This window comes from Aquabacterium sp., from assembly GCF_044226965.1.
Lineage (GTDB): Bacteria > Pseudomonadota > Gammaproteobacteria > Burkholderiales > Burkholderiaceae_C > Pseudaquabacterium.
The window spans coordinates 122712-143995 of record NZ_JBGAGA010000005.1 but is presented as its reverse complement, the minus strand read 5'-3'; the positions used below and the strand labels follow the sequence as shown (position 1 = coordinate 143995).

18 protein-coding genes are annotated in these 21284 nt (G+C 72.2%); 9 read left to right on the top strand and 9 right to left on the bottom strand.

The genetic code is table 11. The features are described 5' to 3' along the window. The 6 genes from ACILR4_RS04155 to ACILR4_RS04130 form a co-directional block, all read right to left on the bottom strand. Positions 1-894 (bottom strand): cytochrome P450 (locus ACILR4_RS04155; RefSeq protein ID WP_395699565.1); only part of this gene is annotated, 894 nt, incomplete at its 3' end. 53 nt (positions 895-947) lie between these two features. Then, a complete protein-coding gene (locus ACILR4_RS04150) occupies positions 948-2237 on the bottom strand; it encodes a hypothetical protein (RefSeq protein ID WP_395699564.1) in 1290 nt (429 codons plus the stop codon). 107 nt (positions 2238-2344) lie between these two features. After that, positions 2345-2794: an OsmC family protein gene (locus tag ACILR4_RS04145; protein ID WP_395699563.1), complete on the bottom strand. Its 450-nt coding sequence runs from the start codon at positions 2792-2794 to the stop codon at positions 2345-2347. 56 nt (positions 2795-2850) lie between these two features. Next, complete coding sequence (locus ACILR4_RS04140) at positions 2851-3681, bottom strand: phytanoyl-CoA dioxygenase family protein (protein WP_395699562.1); 831 nt, start codon at positions 3679-3681, stop codon at positions 2851-2853. Between the two features lie 6 nt (positions 3682-3687). Then, complete coding sequence (locus ACILR4_RS04135; protein WP_395699561.1) at positions 3688-4683, bottom strand: Bug family tripartite tricarboxylate transporter substrate binding protein; 996 nt, start codon at positions 4681-4683, stop codon at positions 3688-3690. Between the two features lie 40 nt (positions 4684-4723). Next, on the bottom strand, positions 4724-6082 hold the full coding sequence (locus tag ACILR4_RS04130) for an FAD-dependent oxidoreductase (protein ID WP_395699560.1): 1359 nt from the start codon (positions 6080-6082) through the stop codon (positions 4724-4726). Between the two features lie 76 nt (positions 6083-6158). On the opposite strand from ACILR4_RS04130, the gene ACILR4_RS04125 reads away from it, so the two are divergent. After that, positions 6159-7430: an amidohydrolase family protein gene (locus ACILR4_RS04125; RefSeq protein ID WP_395699559.1), complete on the top strand. Its 1272-nt coding sequence runs from the start codon at positions 6159-6161 to the stop codon at positions 7428-7430. A gap of 171 nt (positions 7431-7601) precedes the next feature. Then, entirely contained in the window at positions 7602-8213 is a 612-nt protein-coding gene (locus ACILR4_RS04120; protein WP_395699558.1) for a glutathione S-transferase family protein, read from the top strand. Positions 8214-8229: 16 nt separating this feature from the next. Here ACILR4_RS04120 and ACILR4_RS04115 read toward each other — a convergent pair whose 3' ends face one another. After that, a complete protein-coding gene (locus tag ACILR4_RS04115; RefSeq protein ID WP_395699557.1) occupies positions 8230-10161 on the bottom strand; it encodes an ATP-binding protein in 1932 nt (643 codons plus the stop codon). Positions 10162-10348: 187 nt separating this feature from the next. On the opposite strand from ACILR4_RS04115, the gene recQ reads away from it, so the two are divergent. Further along, positions 10349-12247, top strand: a complete 1899-nt coding sequence (recQ, locus tag ACILR4_RS04110) for a DNA helicase RecQ (protein WP_395699556.1) — start codon at positions 10349-10351, stop codon at positions 12245-12247. 12 nt (positions 12248-12259) lie between these two features. Here the strand turns inward: recQ and ACILR4_RS04105 are convergent, their stop codons facing one another. Further along, positions 12260-13177 (bottom strand): LysR family transcriptional regulator, encoded by a 918-nt coding sequence (locus ACILR4_RS04105; protein ID WP_395699555.1) that lies wholly within the window; start codon positions 13175-13177, stop codon positions 12260-12262. Between the two features lie 80 nt (positions 13178-13257). On the opposite strand from ACILR4_RS04105, the gene ACILR4_RS04100 reads away from it, so the two are divergent. Together ACILR4_RS04100 and ACILR4_RS04095 are read left to right on the top strand one after the other, a co-directional pair. Continuing rightward, complete coding sequence (locus ACILR4_RS04100; RefSeq protein WP_395699554.1) at positions 13258-13713, top strand: DoxX family protein; 456 nt, start codon at positions 13258-13260, stop codon at positions 13711-13713. Next, the gene (locus tag ACILR4_RS04095; RefSeq protein WP_395699553.1) at positions 13710-14447 is read left to right on the top strand and encodes a glutathione S-transferase family protein; all 738 of its coding nucleotides are present in this window, start codon (positions 13710-13712) and stop codon (positions 14445-14447) included. Before ACILR4_RS04100 ends, ACILR4_RS04095 begins: the two co-directional genes overlap by 4 nt. A 38-nt stretch (positions 14448-14485) precedes the next feature. Here the strand turns inward: ACILR4_RS04095 and ACILR4_RS04090 are convergent, their stop codons facing one another. Continuing rightward, the gene (locus ACILR4_RS04090) at positions 14486-14884 is read right to left on the bottom strand and encodes an Ig-like domain-containing protein (RefSeq protein ID WP_395699552.1); all 399 of its coding nucleotides are present in this window, start codon (positions 14882-14884) and stop codon (positions 14486-14488) included. 136 nt (positions 14885-15020) lie between these two features. On the opposite strand from ACILR4_RS04090, the gene ACILR4_RS04085 reads away from it, so the two are divergent. The 4 genes from ACILR4_RS04085 (at position 15021) to uvrA (ending at position 21260) form a co-directional block, all read left to right on the top strand. Beyond that, a complete protein-coding gene (locus ACILR4_RS04085; protein WP_395699551.1) occupies positions 15021-15743 on the top strand; it encodes a sigma-70 family RNA polymerase sigma factor in 723 nt (240 codons plus the stop codon). Positions 15744-15753: 10 nt separating this feature from the next. After that, positions 15754-16983, top strand: a complete 1230-nt coding sequence (locus tag ACILR4_RS04080) for a hypothetical protein (RefSeq protein ID WP_395699550.1) — start codon at positions 15754-15756, stop codon at positions 16981-16983. A gap of 21 nt (positions 16984-17004) precedes the next feature. After that, on the top strand, positions 17005-18246 hold the full coding sequence (locus tag ACILR4_RS04075) for a PA2928 family protein (protein ID WP_395699549.1): 1242 nt from the start codon (positions 17005-17007) through the stop codon (positions 18244-18246). 89 nt (positions 18247-18335) lie between these two features. Further along, positions 18336-21260 carry an excinuclease ABC subunit UvrA gene (gene uvrA, locus ACILR4_RS04070; protein WP_395699548.1) on the top strand — a complete coding sequence of 975 codons (2925 nt, stop codon included), beginning with the start codon at positions 18336-18338 and terminating at the stop codon, positions 21258-21260. Positions 21261-21284: the final 24 nt, after the last annotated feature.

Here is a 21284-nt window from a genome sequence, read left to right as displayed (position 1 = left end):
CGTGTTGGCGGTGGTGTCCTCGCCGGCCAGCAGCATCGTCAGCACGTTGCCGGCCACCTGGGCGTCGTCGATGCCGCTGCCGGGCTGGTCGGCGGCGACGATCATCGCCTCCAGCAGGTTCTGCGGCCGCTCGCGCCGCGCCGGCTCGGCCTGCAGGCGCGCGCGGGCCTGGGCGATGAAGCCGGACACCGCCTGCATGACCTCGGGGATGCTTTGCGCCAGCGCCTTGTCGGCCGCCGATGGGACATAACGCCAGAAAGCCACGGGCGACAGCACGCGCCGGAACAGCGCCGGGAAGATCTTGTCCAGGTGCTGCTGGATGATGTCGCCCTCGCTGCCCAGCGTGTCGACCTCGGCGCCGAAGGCCAGGCCGGCGATGGTGTCCACCGTGTAGCGCATCAGCTCGGGCTGCAGCGCGATGGCCTGCTGGGCCTGCGCGGCACGCTGCCAGCGCGCGGCCAGGCGTTGCGCCACCTTCTGCATCGCCGGGTAGTAGGACTTGACGTGCGCGGGGTCGAAGCCGGCCATCACCATGCGGCGCTGGCGCTTCCACACCTCGCCCTGCGCGCCGAACACGCCGATCGGCAGGCCGAGCTCGACCCAGATCTGCTCCAGCCGCTGCGTGCGGCGAAAGCCCTCGGGCCGGTCGCGCAGCACCGCGGCCACCGCCTCGTGGTCGCCGCACACCACCATGCGGCGCTGGCCGATGCGCAGCTTGTAGAACGCGCCATAGTCGCGGCTCCAGTCTTCCAGCTGCCGGTGGAAGCGATCGGTCTGGATCTTCAGCGCATTGCCCAGCACCGGCAGGCCGCGCGGGCCGGGCAGCGTGTCGGCATGGCGCAGCGTGCGCGCGGGCGGCGTGGCGGCGGGCGTGGCGGTGGAGAGGTCGGACATGGCGGGCCCTCGGGCGGGTGGCTGCGCAGTCTGCCGCCGGGTGCCGGCGGGCGTCAACGCCTGTCGGCGGGACGACGCGACGCGGCCAGGCTGTCGGCGGGCAGCTGCTGGCCCTGGAAGAAGTCCCACAGCGGATCGGCCAGGCGCAGCGGATGGTTGCTGCCGTTCGGGTAGGCGTGGTCCAGGTCGCCGATCACCACCAGGCCGAAGGCATTGCCGGCACGGCCCAGCGCGTTGCGGTACAGGAACTGGCTGGTGGCCACGCCGTTGACGGTGGGCTGGCTGTGGCTGGTGCCGATGCCCAGCTGCAGCGCCGCCAGGAAGGGCTGCACCAGGCTGGCCTGCACCACGCTGCTGGCCACCAGCGTGCCGTTCATCGGCAGGCCGGCGGGATAGCCGAGCTTCGGCGCGATCTCGCTGTCGAACTGGCCCACGGTGTAGACCAGCGAAGGCGGCCGTGCGGCGACCACGCCGCCCAAGGGTGCGGGGGCGGCCGCGACCGCGAAGGCGGCGAAGGTGGTCGACGCCTCGGTGGCCAGGCGGCCGGTCATCTCGCCGCCGTTCGAGAAGCCGGCCACGTACAGCCGGCGCGGATCGGCGCCGAAGCCTTGCACCAGCTGTGCCGCCATCGCGCGGAAGAAGGCCATGTCGTCGGCCAGCGGATGGTCGGCCGCCGCGCGCTGCGCGGCCGGCAGCGCGGCCAGCTCGTCGGCCGTGCACAGCGGGCGCAGCGTCGGCTGCCCCAGGCGGCCGCCGGCCCACTTGCTGGTGACCTGGCGCTCGTCGGGCTGGAACTGGCCGTCCTCGTTGCTGTCTTCGTAGAAGCAATGCGTCAGTGCGCTCGGGAACACCACGATGAAGCCGGCTTCGTCGGCCTTCTCGCGCCAGCCCGAAGCGCCGAAGAAATGCTCGCCGTCGCCGCCGGTGCCGTGCAGCGCGAAGACCACCGGCACATTCGTCTGGCCGCTCACCTTGTAGGGCAGGTAGACGATGAAGTCGCGCGTCAGCCCGCCCACCGCGGCCTGCAGCAGCCGCTTGTCGCCGCAGGCCGCGGCGTCCACCTGGCAGCTGAAGTCGGCCAGCTCGCCCATGTAGCGAGGCGTGCTGCTGCTGCCGATCACAGGACCCAGCAGCCACACGCCGCTGCCGGCCACGCCGATGTAGTTGCCGCTGCCGGCATAGAAGCGGTAGGTGTAGGGCGCCGCCGTCTGCGTGGCCGGATGGCCCGGAAAGTACGCCGGGTAGGCCTTCTCGGCCCAGTCCATCAAGGCCTGGGCGTCGGGGACGGCGACGGCGAGCGCACGCGACGGCACCACCGCCAACAGCGCCAGCACCAGCAGCACCCACGACGCAAGGCACCGACCCTGCCGAGTGGGCGCCGCGGAACCGGCTCTGCCGGGCCGCTGGCGACGCCCCCTCGGGGGGAGGCGCCGCAGGCGCTCCGGGGGGGTCATTTCAGCTGCTGGCCGGTGGTGTCGAACACGGTCACCGTCACCGGGATGGCGGCGCGCACGCTGGCGGTGACGGTGCAGAACTCCTCGAAGGTGGCGAGCACCCGGTCCAGGTGCTCCAGCCCCGTGGGCGGCACGCCCAGCGTGATGCGCGCGCTCATGCCGAGCACGCGCACGCGGTTCTCGGCATTGCGGCCGGCCTCGACGCCGACCTCGGTGCTCACCGACAGCGGCTCCTGCTTGAACTTGCGCAGCGCGAACAGCAGCGAGGCGCTCAGGCAGTTGGCCACCGCGGCGGCCAGCAGCTGCTCGGGGTCGGGGCCGGCGCCCTGGCCCAGCGGCGGGCCCAGGTCCGACTGCAGCGTGCCCTGGCCCGTGCCGAAGGCGTTGTCGAAGCGGTAGTCCTGCTGCAGCGTGGCGCGGACGGCGGGGTGGTGGGCATCGCTCATCGGGTGCTTTCGGAGTCGGTCGGAGAAAGTGGGTCGGAGAAAGTGGGTCGGAGACGTCAGTCGAAGCCGCGCAGCGGCAGCCGCTCGCGCCGCAGCCAGTTGGTCTCGGCATAGTGGCAGCGCGCATCGGTGGCATGCAGCGTGTACGCGTGGCGCGAGACCGGCGAGCGGTTCGGCGCGCTCCAGTGCGGCAGCAGGCCGTGGAAGCACACCAGCGTGCCGGCGGCCACTTCCACCGGCACCGCGCTGGCCGTGTCGGGCCAGGGCGTGTCGTCCAGCGCCTGCATGCGCACCGTGTCGCCTTCGCGCACGAAGCGCTCGCGCAAGGGGCCGCGGTGGCCGCCGGGCTGCACCCACAGGCAGCCGTTGTCACGCGTGGCATCTTCCAGCGCGAACCAGAACGCGGTCACGCTGCCGGGCGTGGTGTCGAAGAAGCTGGCGTCCTGGTGCCACTTCACTTCACCGCCAATGCCGGGCTGCTTGAAGATGTACATCGACTGCCACAGCTGCGGCTGCTCGAGCCCCAGCGCGCGCGCCAGCGCGGCGATGCGCGGCCCGCGCGAGAAGGCGTCGAACACCGGGTCCAGGTCGTGCATCGCGTGGCCGATCTTGTTGATCGACAGCGCCTTGGCCTGCTTCAGGCGCCCCTGCGCGTCGAAGGCCTCCTCCTCGAAGAAGCAGTGGATGCCTTCGGCCGAGGCCAGGAACTCGTCGCCGGTGCCGCGCGCCTGGTCGGTGGTGGAAAAGATCGTGCGCCTGTCGCCGGGGTCGAAGGCCTCGACGATGGCCAGCGCCCGCTGGCGCAGCGCCGCCACCTCGGCCCCCGACTTGAAGCCGGGCAGCACCAGGTAGCCGTCTTCGTGGTAACGCGCGATCGGTGCGTCCATCGCGAATCAGGAATCGAGCTTGATGCCGCGCGCGGCGATGATCTCGCCGAGCTGGCCCGCGTCGGTCTTCATGCGGGCGGCCAGGGCTTCGGGCGTGCTGCCCACGGCCTGCCAGCCGGCATTGAGCAGGCGCTGCTGCGACTCGGCGCTGCGGATGGCTTCCATCAGCGCGGCCCCGAGCTTGTCGACGATGGCCTTGGGCATCGTCGCCGGGGCGGCGGCGGCGGTCCAGATCTCCAGGTCGGCGCCGGTCACGCCGGCCTCGCGCAGCGTGGGCTGATCGGGCACCAGCGCGCTGCGCGCCGGCGAGGTGATGCCGATGGCCTTGAGCTTGCCCGACTTCACGTGCGGCAGCGCCAGCCCCGGCGGCAGCAGTGACAGGTGGATCTGGCCGGCCAGCATGGCGTTGATCACCTGCGGGTTGCCGGTGAAGGGCACGTGGACCGCGGCCACGCCGGTCTTGCTCTTGATCAGTTCCATGCCCAGGTGGCCGACGGTGCCGATGCCGGGGGTGCCGTAGTTGGCCTGGGTGCCCAGGCCGCGTGCCCACTGCAGCAGCTCGGCCGGCGTGCCGCCGGTGGCGCTACCGGCCGCCGTGAGCAGCAGCGGCGCGGTGCCGATCAGCGACAGCGGCGCGAAGTCCTTTGCCGGGTCGAACGACAGCGAGGGATTCAGCAGCTTGGCGACCGTGAGATTGCCGTTGATCAGCACGCCGATGGTGTGCTGGTCCTGCGCCTTGGCCAGCAGGTCGGCGGCGATGTTGCCGGAGGCGCCGGGCCGGTTCTCGATCACCACGCTCTGGCCGATGGCCTTGGCCAGTGCATCGGCGATGGCGCGGGCCGCCAGGTCCGGCGTCGAGCCCGGCGGGAAGCCGACCAGGATCTTCAGCGGCTGCGTCGGCCAGGCATGCGGCGCGGGGGCAGTCTGGCTCCAGGCGGCGGGCAGGGCCAGTGCGGCGGGCCCGGAGGCCAGCAGGGACAGCAGGCGGCGTTTCGTGATCATCGACAGTCCTCGTATTTCAAATGATAGGAAAAGCGGCCTTTCAGCCGAGGAATACGCCCTCGGCCTGCAGGCGGGCCTGCAGCGAGGCGGCGGCAAGACGGCGCGGTGGCTGCGCGGCGGCCAGGGCCATCGCCGCCAGCGTGCCGGCGGCCTCGCCCATCACGAAGCAGGCACCGCTGACACGCGCGGCCGATTGGCCCAGGTGCGTCATCGACGCGCAGCGCCCCGCGACCAGCAGATTGTCGACCCCGCGCGGCACGATCATGCGCAGCGGCAGCTGGTTGTAGCCGATGCACTCGCCCAGGCCGCGCACGAACTCGAAGCGCACGTCGCCGGCCACGTGGGCCTCGATCGGCCAGCCGTTGACGCCGATGCTGTCCGCGAAGCGCGCGCAGTCGAGCACATGGTCTTCGCTCAGCTGTAGCTCGCCGACGATGCGCCGCGTCTCGCGCACGCCCACCTGTGGCGCGATCTCCAGCAGGTAGGCGTTCTCGAAGCCCGGCACGCCGGCCTGGCCCTCGCGGCCGCGCAGGAAGGCCACGAACTCGACGATCTGGCGCCGGCCTTCCACTTCGGCCGCGCTGAGCTCGAAGGCGTCGATGCCGTCGACCGGGCTGCCGTCGGGGTTGGCCAGTTGCGTGACGTTGGCGCGCCATTCGCTCGGGTTCTTCTGCGGCCGGATGATCGGCGTCTTGCGCGCAAAGCGCTGGCCGCGCGCCTCGGCCTCGGCCATCAGGCGGCCGAAGTGGTTCCAGGCATCGCCGGCGCGCGCGGCATCGACGCCGTTGAGGCGGAACATGGTCGAGGGGTACAGCAGCTCGTCGTGCTCGAAGGGCGCGCCGGCGGCGGCGGCCAGGTCGCCGTCACCCGAGCAATCGATGAAGGTCTGCGCGCGGATCGCGCCGCGGCCGGACTTCGTCTCGACCAGCAGCGCGTCGATCTGGCTGGGCGAACGCATCACGACGCCGGCGGCGAGCGCGTGGAACAGCAGCTGCGCGCCATGGCCGATCACCAGCTGGTCCGCGGCCACCTTGAAGGCCGCGTTGTCATAGGCCTGCGCGCAGATCTTGCCGCCGAACAGCGTGTGCGGCTCGTTCAGGCCGTTCAGCGCGCGCATCCGATCCAGCAGCTCGTCGGCCAGGCCATGCACCACCTGCTGCAGCTCGCCGCGCACGTTGGCATGCAGGCCGCAGAAGTTGGTGACGCCGGCGGCCGTGCCCATGCCGCCGAGGAAGCCGTAGCGTTCCACCAGCAGCGTGCGCCGCCCGGCGCGTGCGGCCGCCGCGGCCGCGGCCATGCCGGCCGGGCCGCCGCCCAGCACCAGCACCTCGCATTCGGCGATCACCGGGGTCTGGCGCGCCGGCTCGGTCAGCGTCGGCAGCGTCGGGCTGAAGGGCATGGCATCGGGCTTGCTGGGAAAACCGCTAGCCTATGCGAAATCGACGACGTGACTTGTTGACGAGGGTTGAACCACCATGCTGATCCGCAACGCCACCCTGCCCGACGGCCGCAGCGGCCAGCACCTGCTGGTGCGCGAAGGCCGCTTCGCCGCCATCGGCCCCGAGGTGCAGGGCGCCGAGCACGAGCCGGTGCTCGATGCCGACGGCTGGCTGCTGAGCCCGCCTTTCGTCGACGCGCATTTCCACATGGACGCGACGCTGAGCTACGGGCTGCCGCGCGTGAACCAGTCGGGCACGCTGCTCGAAGGCATTGCGCTGTGGGGCGAGCTGAAGCCGCTGCTGACGCGCGAGGCGCTGGTCGAGCGTGCGCTGCAGTACTGCGACTGGGCGGTGGCCAAGGGGCTGCTGGCGATCCGCTCCCACGTGGACGTGTGCGACCCGCGGCTGCTGGCGGTCGAGGCCTTGCTGGAAGTGCGCGAGCGCGTGAAGCCCTACCTCGACCTGCAGCTGGTGGCCTTTCCGCAGGACGGCGTGCTGCGCGCGCCGCATGCGATGGTGCAGCTCGAGCGCGCGCTGGACATGGGCGTCGACGTGGTCGGCGGGATCCCCCACTTCGAACGCACGATGGCCGATGGTGCCGAGAGCGTGAGGCTGCTGTGCGAGCTGGCCGCGCGCCGCGGCCTGCGCGTGGACATGCACTGCGACGAGAGCGACGACCCGCTGTCGCGCCATGTCGAGAGCCTGGCCTTCCACACGCAGCGCCTCGGGCTGCAGGGCCGCGTCACCGGCTCGCACCTGACGTCCATGCATTCGATGGACAACTACTACGTCTCGAAGCTGCTGCCGCTGATGGCCGAGGCCCGCCTGCATGCGGTGGCCAATCCGCTGATCAACATCACGCTGCAGGGCCGGCACGACAGCTACCCGAAGCGCCGCGGCATGACTCGCGTGCCCGAGCTGCTGGCCGCCGGTGTCAACGTGGCCTTCGGCCACGACTGCGTGATGGACCCGTGGTACTCGCTCGGTGCGGGCGACATGCTCGAAGTGGCGCAGATGGGCCTGCATGTGGCGCAGATGACGGCGCAGGCACAGATGCGCGCCTGCTTCGACGCGGTGACGGTGAATGCCGCGCGCGTGCTGGGACTCGAAAGCTACGGGCTCGAGGTGGGTTGCCGTGCCGATGCGGTGCTGCTGCAGGCCCGCTCGCCGGTGGAGGCGATCCGGCTGCGGGCGACGCGGCTGGCGGTGCTGCGGGGCGGCGAGGTGATCGCGCGCAGCGCGCCGGCCACCGCGAGCCTGCGGCTGCCGGGACGGCCCGAGCAGGTCGACTGGTGCCTGCAGCGCTGAACCGCAACGCGCATTCTGACCATGCCGGCACGATCTGTGGGTGACGATCTTCACGGCCGTGGGCTGGCCGCGACAGGCCGGCCTCCTTCGATCGTGGGGCCCTGTCGCCACAGGGTGCTTGGCTAGAATCGATCGCACAGGGGCATGCCCCTTGCTGACTTCCACAAGCCCATGAAACTGATCGGATCGCTGACCAGCCCGTACGTACGCAAGGTACGGGTCGTGATGGCGGAAAAGAAGCTCGACTACCAGCTGGTGCTCGAGGACGTATGGGCCAAGGACACCATCATCGCGTCCAACCCGCTGGGCAAGGTGCCCTGCCTGGTGATGGAAGGCGGCGAGGCGGTGTTCGATTCGCGCGTGATCGTCGAGTATGTCGACACGCTGTCACCGGTGGGCAAGCTGATCCCGCCCTCGGGCCGCGAGCGTGTCGAGGTTCGCACCTGGGAAGCGCTGGGCGACGGCGTGTGCGACGCGGCGATCCTGGCGCGCCTGGAAGAAACCTGGGCGCCGCGCGGCGAAGCGCGCAGCCAGGCCTGGATCGACCGCCAGATGAGCCGCGTCAGCGCGGCGCTGAAGGCGATGAGCCTGGGCCTGGGCGACAAGCCCTGGTGCAACGGCAACCACTTCACGCTGGCCGATGTGGCGGTGGGCGTCGCGCTCGGCTACCTGGACTTCCGCTTTGCGCACATCAACTGGCGCTCGGACCATCCGAACCTGGCCAAGCTGGCCGAGAAGCTGGCCACTCGGCCGAGCTTCGCCGACACACTGCCGCCGGCCTGATCGGCCGGGCGCCGGCTCAGGCCGCCGCGCCGGCCACGATCTTCGAGATGCGATCGGCCAGGCCGTGCATCGTGAGCGGCTTGGTCCAGTAATCGTCGAAACCCGCCGCGCGGGCCCGCTCCAGCTCTTCGGGCATCGCGTCGGCCGACACCGCGATGCAGGGCATGCCGGCCCAGGCCGGTTCGGCGCGCAGGCGCGCCAGCACCTCGTAGCCATCGGCACCGGGCAGGTGCAGGTCCAGCAGCACGATGTCCGGCCGCTCGTCGGCAATCATCGCCAGGCCCTCTTCGCCGGTCTCGGCCAGGCGCAGGCGGTGGCGCGGCTGCTGCACCGCCAGCGCCTCGCTGACCAGCATGGCATTGACCGGATGGTCTTCGACATACAGCACGTGGCACGCCACCGGCGCGTCCGGCACCAGCGCACGCGCCGGGCTGTGGACGCCCACATCGGGCGCTAGCACGCCGTCGCAACGCCGCAGCGTCACGCGAAGCTCGGTGCCGGGCTGGCCGCCGGGCGGTGCCAGCTCCAGCAGGCCGCCCATCGCCTGGGTCAGGTGGCGCGCGATCGTCAGGCCCAGGCCGCTGCCGGGCACCACGCTGGCTTCGGCGCCGAGGCGGTTGAAGGGCTGGAACAGCTCGCGCCGCCGCTCGGCGCTGATGCCCGGGCCGCTGTCGATCACGCGCAGGGTCCAGGCCGGCGCACCCAGCGCGGCGGAGCCCTCGTCGACCAGCAGGCGCACCTCGCCGCCGACGCGGTTGTACTTGATCGCGTTGCTCAGCAGGTTCAGCAGCACCTGGCGCAGCCGCGTCGGGTCGGCCTGCACCCACGCACCGCTGGGGCCCCAGGGCCGCAGCGCGACGCCACCGGCCAGGGCCTGCGGTGCGACCAGGCGCAGCGCCTCCTGCACCACGGCGTCCAGCGCCACCGGGCCCAGCTGCAGGCGCGGCGCGCCCGACTCGATCGAGCCCAGGTCGAGCATGTCGTCGATCAGCGTCAGCAGGTGGTCGCCGGCCTGGCGGATCAGGCGCAGCGGCTCGGCGGTCCAGCCGGGCAGCTCGCCGGCGCGGTGCTGCAGCAGCTGCGCGAAGCCGAGCACGCCGTTCAGCGGCGTGCGCAATTCGTGGCTGACGCGCGAGAGGAACTCGCTCTTCGCGCGGCTGGCGCGCTCGGCCTCGGCCTTGTCGCGCAGCGCCTGGGCATGGGCCGCGCGCTCGGTGATGTCCTGGAACAGGCCGACCACGCGCACCACGCGGCCTTCCTCGTCGCGCTCGGCGCTGCCGGTGGTGCGCACGCGCTTGTGCTGGCCGCTGGCGCTGACCAGGCCCAGCGCCAGGTCGAAGGGCGTGCCCTGCGCCAGCGTTTCGGCGATGGCGGCACGCAGCCGCTCGCGCGAAGCTTCGTCGTAGTAGGCCAGCGCCTGCAGCGGCTCGGGCGCGGTGCCCGGCGGCAGGTCGTGGATCGCAAAGGTCTCGTCGCTGAAGCGCACCAGCAGCTCGTCCGGCTCGTAGGACCAGGCCCCGACGCCGGCCAGTCGCGCGGCCTCGCGCAGCAGCTGGCCTTCGCGGTCGGCGGCGCGGCGCTCGCGGCGCTGCTCGGTCACGTCCATCAGCGAGATCGCGCCGCCCAGTCCGGCGCTGGCACGGTCGGCCGAGCCGATCGCCTGCAGCTCCAGCCGCAGCCAGCGGCGCTGCGGCAGCTGCAGCGGCAGCTCGACGCCATGGGCCAGCCCGGCGCCGATGGCCAGGCATTGCAGCAGTTGCGTGAAACCGGGTTGGGCCCGCGCGCTGTCCTGGAAGAAGCTGGCCAGCGGGCGGCCGCGCAGGTTGGCGCTGGCGCAGCCTTCGAGCAGGCGCGCGGCCGTGGCGTTGTGCCAGCGCAGCTCGCCGGCGGGCGACAGCAGCAGCACCCCCAGCCGCGAGCCCGCCAGGATGCCGGCGAGCACGTTCACGAGCGGGGGCTCGTCGGGCAACGCGTCTGCGGAAGGGTCACCACCGGCCATGGGCAATTGCGGGGCAGAGGATTGCGGCGCAGTGTAGCGGGCACGCCCGCGGCCCGAAGCCGGGAGCTGGCAGGCTTCTGCGGGCCAAACGTCGCCCGGCGGGCCGGTGCGGCGCGCCCGGTACCATCGCGGCTTGATGCTCGCCACCCGTTCCGCCCCCGCCGCCGCGCCCGCGGCCGACAGCGCCGCGCCGCTGTCCATCCTGCAGCATGTGTTCGGCTATGGCGCGTTCCGCGGCCAGCAGGCGGCCATCATCGACCGCGTGACGGCCGGCGGCGACGCGCTGGTGCTGATGCCCACCGGCGGCGGCAAGAGCCTGTGCTACCAGATCCCGGCCATCGCGCGCCACCGCGCCGGCCACGGCGTGACGCTGGTGGTGAGCCCGCTGATCGCGCTGATGCACGACCAGGTCGGCGCGCTCGAAGAAGCCGGCGTGCATGCGGCGTTCCTCAACTCCACGCTCGATGGCGACGACGCGCGCCGCATCGAGCGCGAGCTGCTCGCCGGCAGCCTGCCGATCCTGTATGCCGCGCCCGAGCGCATCCTGACGCCGCGCTTCCTGGCGATGCTCGAATCGCTGCACGAGCGCGGGCTGTTCAGCCTGCTGGCGATCGACGAGGCGCATTGCGTCAGCCAGTGGGGCCACGATTTCCGCGAGGAGTACCTCGGCCTGTCGCAGCTGCACGAGCGCTTTCCCAGCGTGCCGCGCATCGCGCTCACCGCCACCGCCGACGCGCACACGCGGGCCGACATCGTCGAGCGCCTGGCGCTGCACGAGGCGCGCGAATTCATCTCCAGCTTCGACCGGCCGAACATCCGCTACCAGATCGTCGAGAAGGACGATCCCAAGCGCCAGCTGCTGCGCTTCCTGCGCGACGAGCATGAGGGCGACGCCGGCATCGTCTACTGCCAGAGCCGCAAGAAGGTGGAAGAGACGGCGGCCTGGCTGGTGGCCGAAGGCATTGCCGCGCTGCCGTACCACGCCGGGCTCGACGCCGATGTGCGCCGGCGCCACCAGGACCGTTTCCTGCGCGAGGAAGGGCTGGTGATGGTGGCCACCATCGCCTTCGGCATGGGCATCGACAAGCCCGACGTGCGCTTCGTCGCCCACCTCGACCTGCCCAAGAACATTGAAGGTTATTACCAGGAAACCGGCCGCGCCGGCCGCGACGGCCAGGCCGCCGACGCCTGGATGACCTACGGCCTGGTCGACGTGGTGAACCAGCGCCGCATGATCGACGAAAGCCCGGCCGGCGACGAGTTCAAGCGCCTGCAGCGCGCCAAGCTCGATGCATTGCTGGCCCTGGCCGAGGCGCACGACTGCCGGCGCGTGCGGCTGCTGTCCTACTTCGGCGAGGCGTCGACACCCTGCGGCAACTGCGACAACTGCCTCAGTCCGCCGCAGACCTGGGATGCGACCGATGCGGCGCGCAAGGCGCTGTCCTGCGTCTACCGCTTCCGCCAGCATGGCGGCATCAGCTTCGGCTCGGGCCACCTGATCGACGTGCTGCGCGGCAAGCGCACCGACAAGGTCGCGCAGCACCAGCACGACCAGCTGTCGACCTTCGGCATCGGCGCCGACTTGAGCGAGCAGCAATGGCGCGGTGTGCTGCGCCAGCTGATCGCGCTGGGCCATTTGCGGGCCGAGGGCGAGTACAACACGCTGGAGCTCACCGAGTCGGCCCGTGCGGTGCTCAAGGGCGAGGTGCCGGTGATGCTGCGCGTGGCCGCCGATCCGCCGCCCAAGCGCGGGCGGTCGTCGCGTGCCAGCTCGGGCAGCAGCAAGGAGAAGGCGCCGCCACTGCCTTTGGGCGATAGCGGCCTGTCGCGCTTTGCCGCGCTGAAGGCCTGGCGGGCCGAGGTGGCGAAGGAGCACAACCTGCCGGCCTACGTGGTGTTCCACGACGCCACGCTGGCCGAGATGGCGCGCGCCTGCCCGGACTCGCTCGATGCGCTGGCGGGGATCAGCGGCGTCGGCGCGAAGAAGCTGGACGCCTATGGGCGGGAGATCCTGCGCGTGCTGTCGGGCTGCTGATCGGCGCGGGACTCAGGGCAGCACCAGCCGCTCGCGCACGAAGTCGAAGAACACCTTCACCCGCCGCAGGTGGCGCACGTCCGGGTGCGTCAGCAGCCACAGCTCGGTGTCCAGCGCCGGCTCGTCTCCCGTCAAGGCCACCACATCAGCCTGGCCCTGCAGCAGGAAGCGCGGCGCCACGCCGATCGCCGCGGCGCAGCGCACGGCCTGCGCCACCGACAGGATGCTGTTGCATCGGAGCACCGGCTGCACCTGCGGGTAGACGCGGCGGCGCCAGCGGATCGACAGGTGATCGGCCAGCGAGTCGTCCGCATCGGGTGACACCCAGGGCAACACGGACGGATCGGACTGCGACACCGATGCTGGCAGCAGGCGCCGGTGCGCCCACAGCGCCGAGCGGATCACGCCCAGCCGCGCGCCCACCAGGTGCTCGGGCGGCCGCGTCGTCGCGCGGATCGCGATGTCGGCATCGCGCCGGCTCAAGGAGGCGAGCTGGTTGCCAGCCAAGAGCTCCAGCGTCAGCTGCGGAAAGGCCACGCGGAAGTCGCTGACCAGCGGCAGCAGCAGGCCGATCAGCAGCGTGTCGGTGGTGGTCACGCGCAGCGTGCCGTGCAGGCGGCGGTCGCCGGCCTGCAGCAGCTCGTCGGCGCGGTCGAGCTCGCCTTCGATGGCCTCGGCACTGCGCGCCAGTGCCAGCGCCAGCTCGCCGGGCTGCAGGCCCAGGCGATGGCGCTCGAACAAGGCCAGGCCCAGGCGCTTCTCCAGCCGCTGCAGCGCGCGGAACACCGTGGAGCCGTCCTGCGCCAGCAGGCGCGCGGCCTCGCCCAGCGTGCCGCCGCGCACCAGCGCCAGCACCAGGGCCAGGTCGCGTGGCTCCAGCCGCGGGGGCGGCGTGGAGGGCATAGGCGTTGCTGCAATCGATGGCTTCATGGCCGCCTATTTTCATCGGCATCGGCGCAATCCACCATCCGGACCACGTTTCCACCCCTTCCCTGTCCCAGGAGTTCGCCATGTCCCTGTTCCGCCCTGCCCCCGATGCCGCCCGGCTGCTGTTGCGCGCCAGCCTGGCCACGATGTGGCTTTCACACGCCTGGCTCAAATACGGCGTGTTCACGATGGCCGGCTTCCAGGGCTTCCTGGCCCAGCAGCACCTGCCGACCTGGATCGCCTGGCCGGTGCTATTGGCCGAAGTGAGCGGCGGGTTGCTGATCGCGCTGGGCGCGGGCGGCCGCTGGGCGTCAATCGCGCTGCTGCCGATCCTGGCCGGTGCGACGGCCGTGCATTGGCCCAACGGCTGGGTGTTCACCGCGCCCAACGGCGGTTGGGAGTACCCGGTGTTCCTGGCCGCGATGTCGGTCGTGCATGCGCTGCTCGGCGATGGCCGCTTCGCGCTGCGGGCTGCGCGCGCCGAAGGCGATGCCGCCGCCGGCCGCAACGGCACCCGCCTGGCCGGAGCCCGCGCATGAAGCCGCTGCCCGCCAGCGCGACCGCGCTGCCCTTCACCGTCGGCGACGCGCCGGTGCTGGTGAGCCATGCGCTGTGCCCCTATGTGCAGCGCGCCAGCATCGTGCTGGCCGAGAAAGGCGTGGCCTTCCAGCGCGTGGACATCGACCTGGCGCACAAGCCGGACTGGTTCACCGCGCTGTCGCCGCTGGGCAAGACGCCGATGCTGCTGCTGCGCGAAGGCGATGGCGTGACCGCGCTGTTCGAGTCGGCGGTGATCTGCGACTACCTCGACGAGACCCGCGCGCCGGCGCTGCACCCGGCCGCACCGCTGGCCCGTGCGCGGCACCGGGCCTGGGTCGAGGTGGCCTCGGCCACGCTGAACACGATCTGGCAGCTGTACACCGCGCGCGACGACGCGGCCTTCGACACCGCCCGCCGCGCGCTGCGCCAGCGCGCCGTGCAGCTCGACGCCGAGCTGGCCGCGCGCGGCCCGGGTCCGTGGTTCGCCGGCGCCGCGTTCAGCCTGGTCGACGCCGCGTTCGCGCCGGTGTGGCGCTACTTCGAGGTGATCGACCCGATCATCGACACCGGCGTGTTCGCCGAGCTGCCGCAGCTGGCGGCCTGGCGCGACGCGCTGGCCCGGCGTGGCTCGGTGCGCGAAGCCGTGCGCAGCGACTACCCGCAGCGCCTGCGCGAGTTCATCGTGCGCCAGGGCGGCGTGCTGGGGCAGCGGGCGCAGGCGCTGGCGGTGTGATGGCGCCGGCGCCCGGGCCGCGACCCCGCGCTCGAGGTTCAGCGCCGCACGGCCACCGCGATGCTGGGGCTGTCGGTGCGCTGGCCGATGGTGTCGAACGCGCGGGCGAAGAAGCGCACCTCGGCCGCGGCGGTGTCGGGCATCGTCGTGTCCCACTCGTAGGGCGCCGTGCTGTCGTTGCCCAGCGAAGTGGCGCTGCCGTCGCGTTCGAGGCGGAAGAACTGCACCCGTTGCACGCCGCGGTCGTCGGTGGCGGCGGCGGCCAGACGCAGCGGCTGGCCGATGCCGGCGCTGCCGCTGCTGGCCACCAGGCTCACCTGCGGCGGATCGTCGAAGCCGTCGTCGTCGCCGATGCCGATGTAGAAACCGCCGCCACAGCCCGCCAGCGCGGCGGTGAGCGCTGCCTGGGCCAGCGGGAGGCGGCGGGCGATCTTCATGCGGACCATGCTACGCCGCGTGCCCGTGGCGCGACATCCCACTTGTGACGGGTGATTGCCGCGGCGCAACGCGCCGTCGTCGTTGACCCCGTCGCGCGCGGCTGGCCGTACAAGGGGGATGCACACGCTCCGGCACATGGCAGACTGGCCGGCCACCATGAACCCGCCGCCGCCCCGCAGTTCCCGCGACGACCGCGCCGCCGGCGCGCCAGACGCTGCGTTGGACGCTGCGTCCGACGCCGCGGCCGACGATGCGCGGCTGATGGCGGACTTCGCGCGCGGCGATGCGGCGGCCTTCGACACGCTGTACGCGCGCCACCAGGCCGCGCTGTACCGCTTCGTGCGGCGCGTGCTGGGCCCGGCGTTGCAGGCGCAGACCGACGAGGTGTTCCAGGACACCTGGCTGCGTGTGGTGCATGCGCGCGAGCGCTTCGCGCCGCAGGGCGCGAGCTTTCGCACCTGGCTGTTCACGCTGGCGCAGAACCGCGCCATCGACCTGCTGCGCCGCAGCGGCCGCGAGCTGCAGGCGCCCGAGGGCATGGACGAGGAGCGCTTCTTCACGCCCGAGGGCGAGCCCTGGCTCGACTGGCCGGCCCCCGGCGGGGTGTCGAACGAAGACCGGCTGTTCTGGCGCCGTGCCGGCGAACGCCTGCTCGGCTGCCTGGACGAACTGCCGGCCGCGCAGCGCGTGGTGTTCCTGATGCACCACGACGACGAGTGCACGCTGGACGACATCGCCCAGGCGCTGGAGCTCGGCTTCGAAACCGCGAAGAGCCGGCTGCGCTACGCGATGAGCAAGCTGCGTACCTGCATGGGCGCCTACCTCGGCGCCGATGCGCTGGCGCGGGGGCGCGGATGAGGGCCCGGGCATGAACGACGACACCCCGCGCCGGCCGGACGACCCGCGGCCCGATCCGCGTGCCAATCCGCCGCAGGACGCGCGCCTGCGCGCCGCGCTGCGCCATGCGCCCGACCACGACCTGGCGCCGCCGCCGGCGCTGAGCGCGGCGATCAGTGCGGCGGCGCGCGCCGCCGTGCGCGGGCCGGCCGCGGCCGCCCCGCCAACCTTGCCACAGCGCCTGGCGGCGCGCTGGCGATTGCTGTGGCAGGCGCTGGGCCAGCCCCGCCCGGTGTGGGCCGGCGGCATGGCCGCGGTGGTGGTGGCCGGGCTCACGGTGGCGATCTGGGTCAACGAGCCGGTGCCACCGGCGGTGGTGGCCGAGGCGCCGGCACCGCCGGCGACCACGCCTGCGGCCGCAGCGTCCCCCGCACCCGCACCGGTCGTGGCCGCGCCGGTGCCGCGGGCCGAGCCCGCTGCACCCGCCGCGGCCCGCGATGCGGCCGCACCGCCACCCGTGGCGCTGGCCAAGAGCCGCGCGGCCGATGCACCCGCGGCGCCGCCGCAGCAGCCGGCCGCGCAGGCCCGGCCCGAAACCCGGCAGGCAGGCCAGCTGAAGTCGGCCGAGCGCGCCGAGACCGCGGACAGCAAGCAGGCCGCCGCCGAGCCGGCCTTGCGCCAGCGCGCCGACAACGCGGTGCGTGACGAGCCGGGCAGCAAGATCGCCGAGTCCGCAGTCCGGCCGACGCCCTTCCCGGCAGCACCAGCTGCACCAGCCGCTGCAGGACCTGCACCCGCGCCGATGCCGGCCCCTGCCGCCATGCCCATGCCGGCGCCTGCGCCGATCACGATCGCACCGCCGCCGACCCCAGCCGCCACACCACAGCGCGAGTCGCGTGCACCGGGTGCTCTGGCCGATGCCGCCAACCCGTCGGCGGCTGCGCGACCGCAGGCCAAGCGGGCCGAGGCCGTCGCCCCGGGACGCCCCGCCGCATTGACCGACTTGATGTTCAGTGGCGCGCTGCCCGAATCCGAGCGCCAGGCCTTGCAGGCATTGGACGCGGCCACGCGCGGCCATTGGCAGCGCCTGGCCACGCCGGCACCTGGCCTGGCCGACCTGCAGCGGCGCTGGCCGGTGGCCGCCAGCGCCGCCGGCCTGCGCTTCGATGCCGACGGCGTGCACTGGGCCGAGCCCGACGGCAGCCACTGGTTCGCGCCGCTCGACGCGCCGGCCCTGGCGCGCCTGCGGGCGCTCTTCTGAGCGACGACCGAGCGGCCACCGATGGCAGCCAGACGCGGCGTCCTCGTCCTGGCGCTGCTGCTCGCGGTCGCGCTGGCCGCGGCCGGGTGGGCGTGGTGGCTGTCCACCCGACCCGGCGAGTTCGGCGTGGCGCAGCGCGAGGGCCCGCCGGCGCTGGTGCAACACGGCGGCGAAGCCAGTGTCTGGCTGATGGTGCAACTCGAAGAGCGCCACAGCTTCGCCGGCCAGCGCTACGGCACCCGCTACCACCTGGAGCTGCGCAGCTACGACAGCCGCAGCGGCACCCGGCAATGGTCGCGCCGGCTGCGCTCGATCGGCGAGCACGAGGGCGGCCATGGCGCGCGTGGCCGCATCCTGGGCCAGCAGGGCGACGCGGTGTGGCTCTTCGTCGCCGACCAGCCGGTGCTGGTGGCTGCGGCCGACGGCGCGCTGCGCGGCACCGGTCTGGACATCGCTGCGAAGAACCCGGCGCTGGCTGCACAGCTGGTCGGCGAGCTGGACCATCACCTGTTCGACGACGGCCTGGTGATCCTGGCCGCTGATGCGCGGCGTTATCGCATTGCGCTGCCAGGCTTTGCCGCGCAAGCCTGGCAGCCGGCCAGCGACGAGGCCTTGCGCCGGCTGCAGTTCATGGCCTCGGGCTGGAATGGCGCCTACCGCAGCAGCGAGTTCCTGATCCCCGCGGCGCGCATGCCCAGCGGCTGGCTCGGGCTGTACACCGCGGCGGAGGCCGCGGAGGCCGGCCGCGACGAGTTCGGCTCGCAGCTGGCCGACCCCTGGCGCGCCTGGCGCGACGACACCAGCGCGCGGCGCAGCCTGTACAGCGCGACCATCGGCCGCACCCGCGCGTTCAGCGAGGGCGCGCACGACCGGCTGGTCGAGCCCACGCGGCTGCCCGCTTCACCGGAGTTCCTGCAAGGCGGCTTTCTGCGCACGGCCGGGCAGCGGCAGCCGCTGGTGATCGAGGGCTCATCCTTGCTGGTGCTGCACCGCACCCGCACCGACGCCGCGGGCCGGCTGCAGCTGACCCGGTTGCTGCAGGAGGAGCCGGCTTCGGCCCGCGTGCAGTGGCAGGCCGCGCTGCCCTTCGGCGAGCTGCACAACCGCTGGCAGCTGCCCGACCGGCTGGTGATGGTGGGCAGCACCGAGTCGGGCCCGGCGGGCCGCACGCAGCACACCGAGCAGCTGGCGATCGTCGAGCTGGCCAGTGGCCGCGTGCGCGCCTGGAACCTGACGCTGGACATGCTGCTGCAAGTGCGCTGACAGCAGCCCGCGGCGCGCGGCGGCCCGGGCCCCGTGCGCGCAAAAGGCCGCGCCGCTATCATGGCCGGTTGCCCTGTCCCCGCCCGCCGATGCCTCGCCCGACCCCCTCCGCCGCCCCGGCGCAGCCCCCGCTGCACAACACCCATCTGCACAACACCCATCTGCACATCCGCGGCGCGCGCACGCACAACCTGAAGAACATCGACCTCGACATCCCCAAGCATGCGCTGGTGGTGATCACCGGGCTGTCGGGTTCGGGCAAGTCCAGCCTGGCCTTCGACACGCTGTATGCCGAAGGCCAGCGCCGCTACGTCGAGAGCCTGTCGGCCTACGCGCGGCAGTTCCTGCAGCTGATGGACAAGCCCGACGTCGACGTGATCGAAGGCCTGTCGCCGGCCATCAGCATCGAGCAGAAGGCCACCAGCCACAACCCGCGCTCGACGGTGGGCACCGTCACCGAGATCCACGACTACCTGCGCCTGCTGTACGCGCGCGCCGGCACGCCGTTCTGCCCCGAGCACGACCTGCCGCTGGAAGCGCAGAGCGTCGGCCAGATGGTCGACACCGTGCTGGCGCTGCCCGAGGACACGCGGCTGATGGTGCTGGCCCCGGTGGCACGCGACCGCAAGGGCGAGTTCACCGAACTGTTCGCTGACATGCAGGCGCGCGGCTATGTGCGCTTCCGCGTCGACGGCCACATCGTCGAGGTGCCCGACCTGCCGAAGCTGAAGAAGGCCGAGAAGCACGACATCGATGTCGTGATCGACCGCCTGAAGCCGCGGGCCGACGTCAAGCAGCGCCTGGCCGAAAGCTTCGAGGCCGCGCTGCGCGCCGCCGACGGCCGCGCCATTGCGCTCGAGATGGACAGCGGCAAGGAGCATCTGTTCAGCAGCAAGTTCGCCTGCCCGGTCTGCAGCTACGCGCTGCCGGAACTCGAGCCGCGCCTCTTCTCGTTCAATGCGCCGATGGGCGCCTGCCCGGCCTGCGACGGCCTGGGCCAGCAGACCGTGTTCGATCCCGAGCGCGTCGTGGCCTTCCCGAGCCTGAGCCTGGCCGGCGGCGCGGTGAAGGGCTGGGACCGGCGCAATGCCTACACCTTCTCGCTGCTCGAATCGGTGGCACGGCACTACGGCTTCGACATCGACACGCCCTTCGAGGAGCTGCCGAAGAAGGCGCAGAAGGCGCTGCTGTACGGCTCCGGCGCCGAGGAGATCGAGTTCCTCTACACCGCCGAAACGGCCAAGGGCAAGCCGCGCACCGTGAAGCGCTGGCATGCCTTCGAGGGCATCATCCCGAACTTCGAGCGCCGCTACCGCGAGACCGATTCGGTCGCCGTGCGCGAGGATCTGGCGCGTTATCAGGCCGCCAAGCCCTGTGTCGACTGCGGCGGCACCCGGCTGCGGCGTGAGGCGCGGCATGTGTTCCTGCTGGGCTCGGATGGCAGCGTGCCGCGCCGCGCGATCTTCGAAGTCGAACACGCGACGCTGGCCGACACGCAGGCCTACTTCGAGCAGCTGAAGCTCAAGGGCGCCAAGGCCGAGATCGCCGACAAGGTGGTGCGTGAGATCCGCTCGCGGCTGAAGTTCCTGAACGACGTGGGCCTGAACTACCTGAGCCTGGACCGCAGCGCCGACACGCTCTCGGGCGGCGAGGCGCAGCGCATCCGCCTGGCCAGCCAGATCGGCTCGGGCCTGACCGGCGTGATGTACGTGCTGGACGAGCCCAGCATCGGCCTGCACCAGCGCGACAACGAACGCCTGATCGGCACGCTGCGCCACCTGCGCGACCTGGGCAACAGCGTGCTGGTGGTCGAGCACGACGAGGACATGATCCGCTGCGCCGACCATGTCATCGACCTCGGCCCCGGCGCCGGCGTGCATGGCGGCGAGATCATCGCGCAGGGCACGCCGGCCGAGGTGGCCGCGAGCGAGGCGTCGCTGACCGGCCGCTACCTCGCGCATGCGCTGCGCATCGAGGTGCCCGAACAGCGCCACACGCTGGCGGAGAGCACCGACCCGCGCACGCTGAGGATCGTCAACGCCCGCGGCAACAACCTGAAGAACGTGACGGTCGAGATCCCGGTCGGCCTGTTCACCTGCGTCACCGGCGTCTCGGGCTCGGGCAAGTCCACGCTGGTCAACGACACGCTGTATGCCGCGGTGGCGCGCAAGCTCTACGGCAGCCACACCGAGGCCGCGGCGCACGACGAAATCGACGGCCTCGACGCCTTCGACAAGGTGATCAACGTCGACCAGAGCCCGATCGGCCGCACGCCGCGCTCGAACCCTGCCACCTACACCGGCCTGTTCACGCCGATCCGCGAGCTGTTCGCCGAAGTGGCGATGGCGCGCGAGCGCGGCTACGGCGCCGGCCGGTTCAGCTTCAACGTCGCCGGCGGCCGCTGCGAGGCCTGCCAGGGCGATGGCGTGCTGAAGGTCGAGATGCACTTCCTGCCCGACGTCTACGTGCCCTGCGACACCTGCAGCGGCAAGCGCTACAACCGCGAGACGCTGGAGGTGCAGTACAAGGGCAAGAACATCAGCGAGGTGCTGGCGCTGACGGTGGAAGACGCGCATGCCTTCTTCAGTGCCGTGCCCACCCTCGCGCGCAAGCTGCAGACGCTGCTGGACGTGGGCCTGGGCTACATCACGCTCGGGCAGAGCGCCGTCACGCTGTCGGGCGGCGAGGCGCAGCGCGTGAAGCTGGCGCTGGAGCTCAGCAAGCGCGACACTGGCCGCACGCTGTACATCCTGGACGAGCCCACCACCGGCCTGCACTTCGCCGACATCGAGCTGCTGCTGCGCGTGCTGCACCAGCTGCGCGACGCCGGCAACACCATCGTCGTGATCGAGCACAACCTCGACGTCATCAAGACCGCCGACTGGCTGATCGACATGGGCCCCGAAGGCGGCGCCGGCGGCGGCCGCGTGCTGTGCGAAGGGCCGCCCGAGGCCATCGCCGATTGCGCCGAGAGCTTCACCGGGCGCTTCCTGAAGCCGCTGCTCGGTCGGTGAGTCTCTGCGGCCGCTGTTGAACAC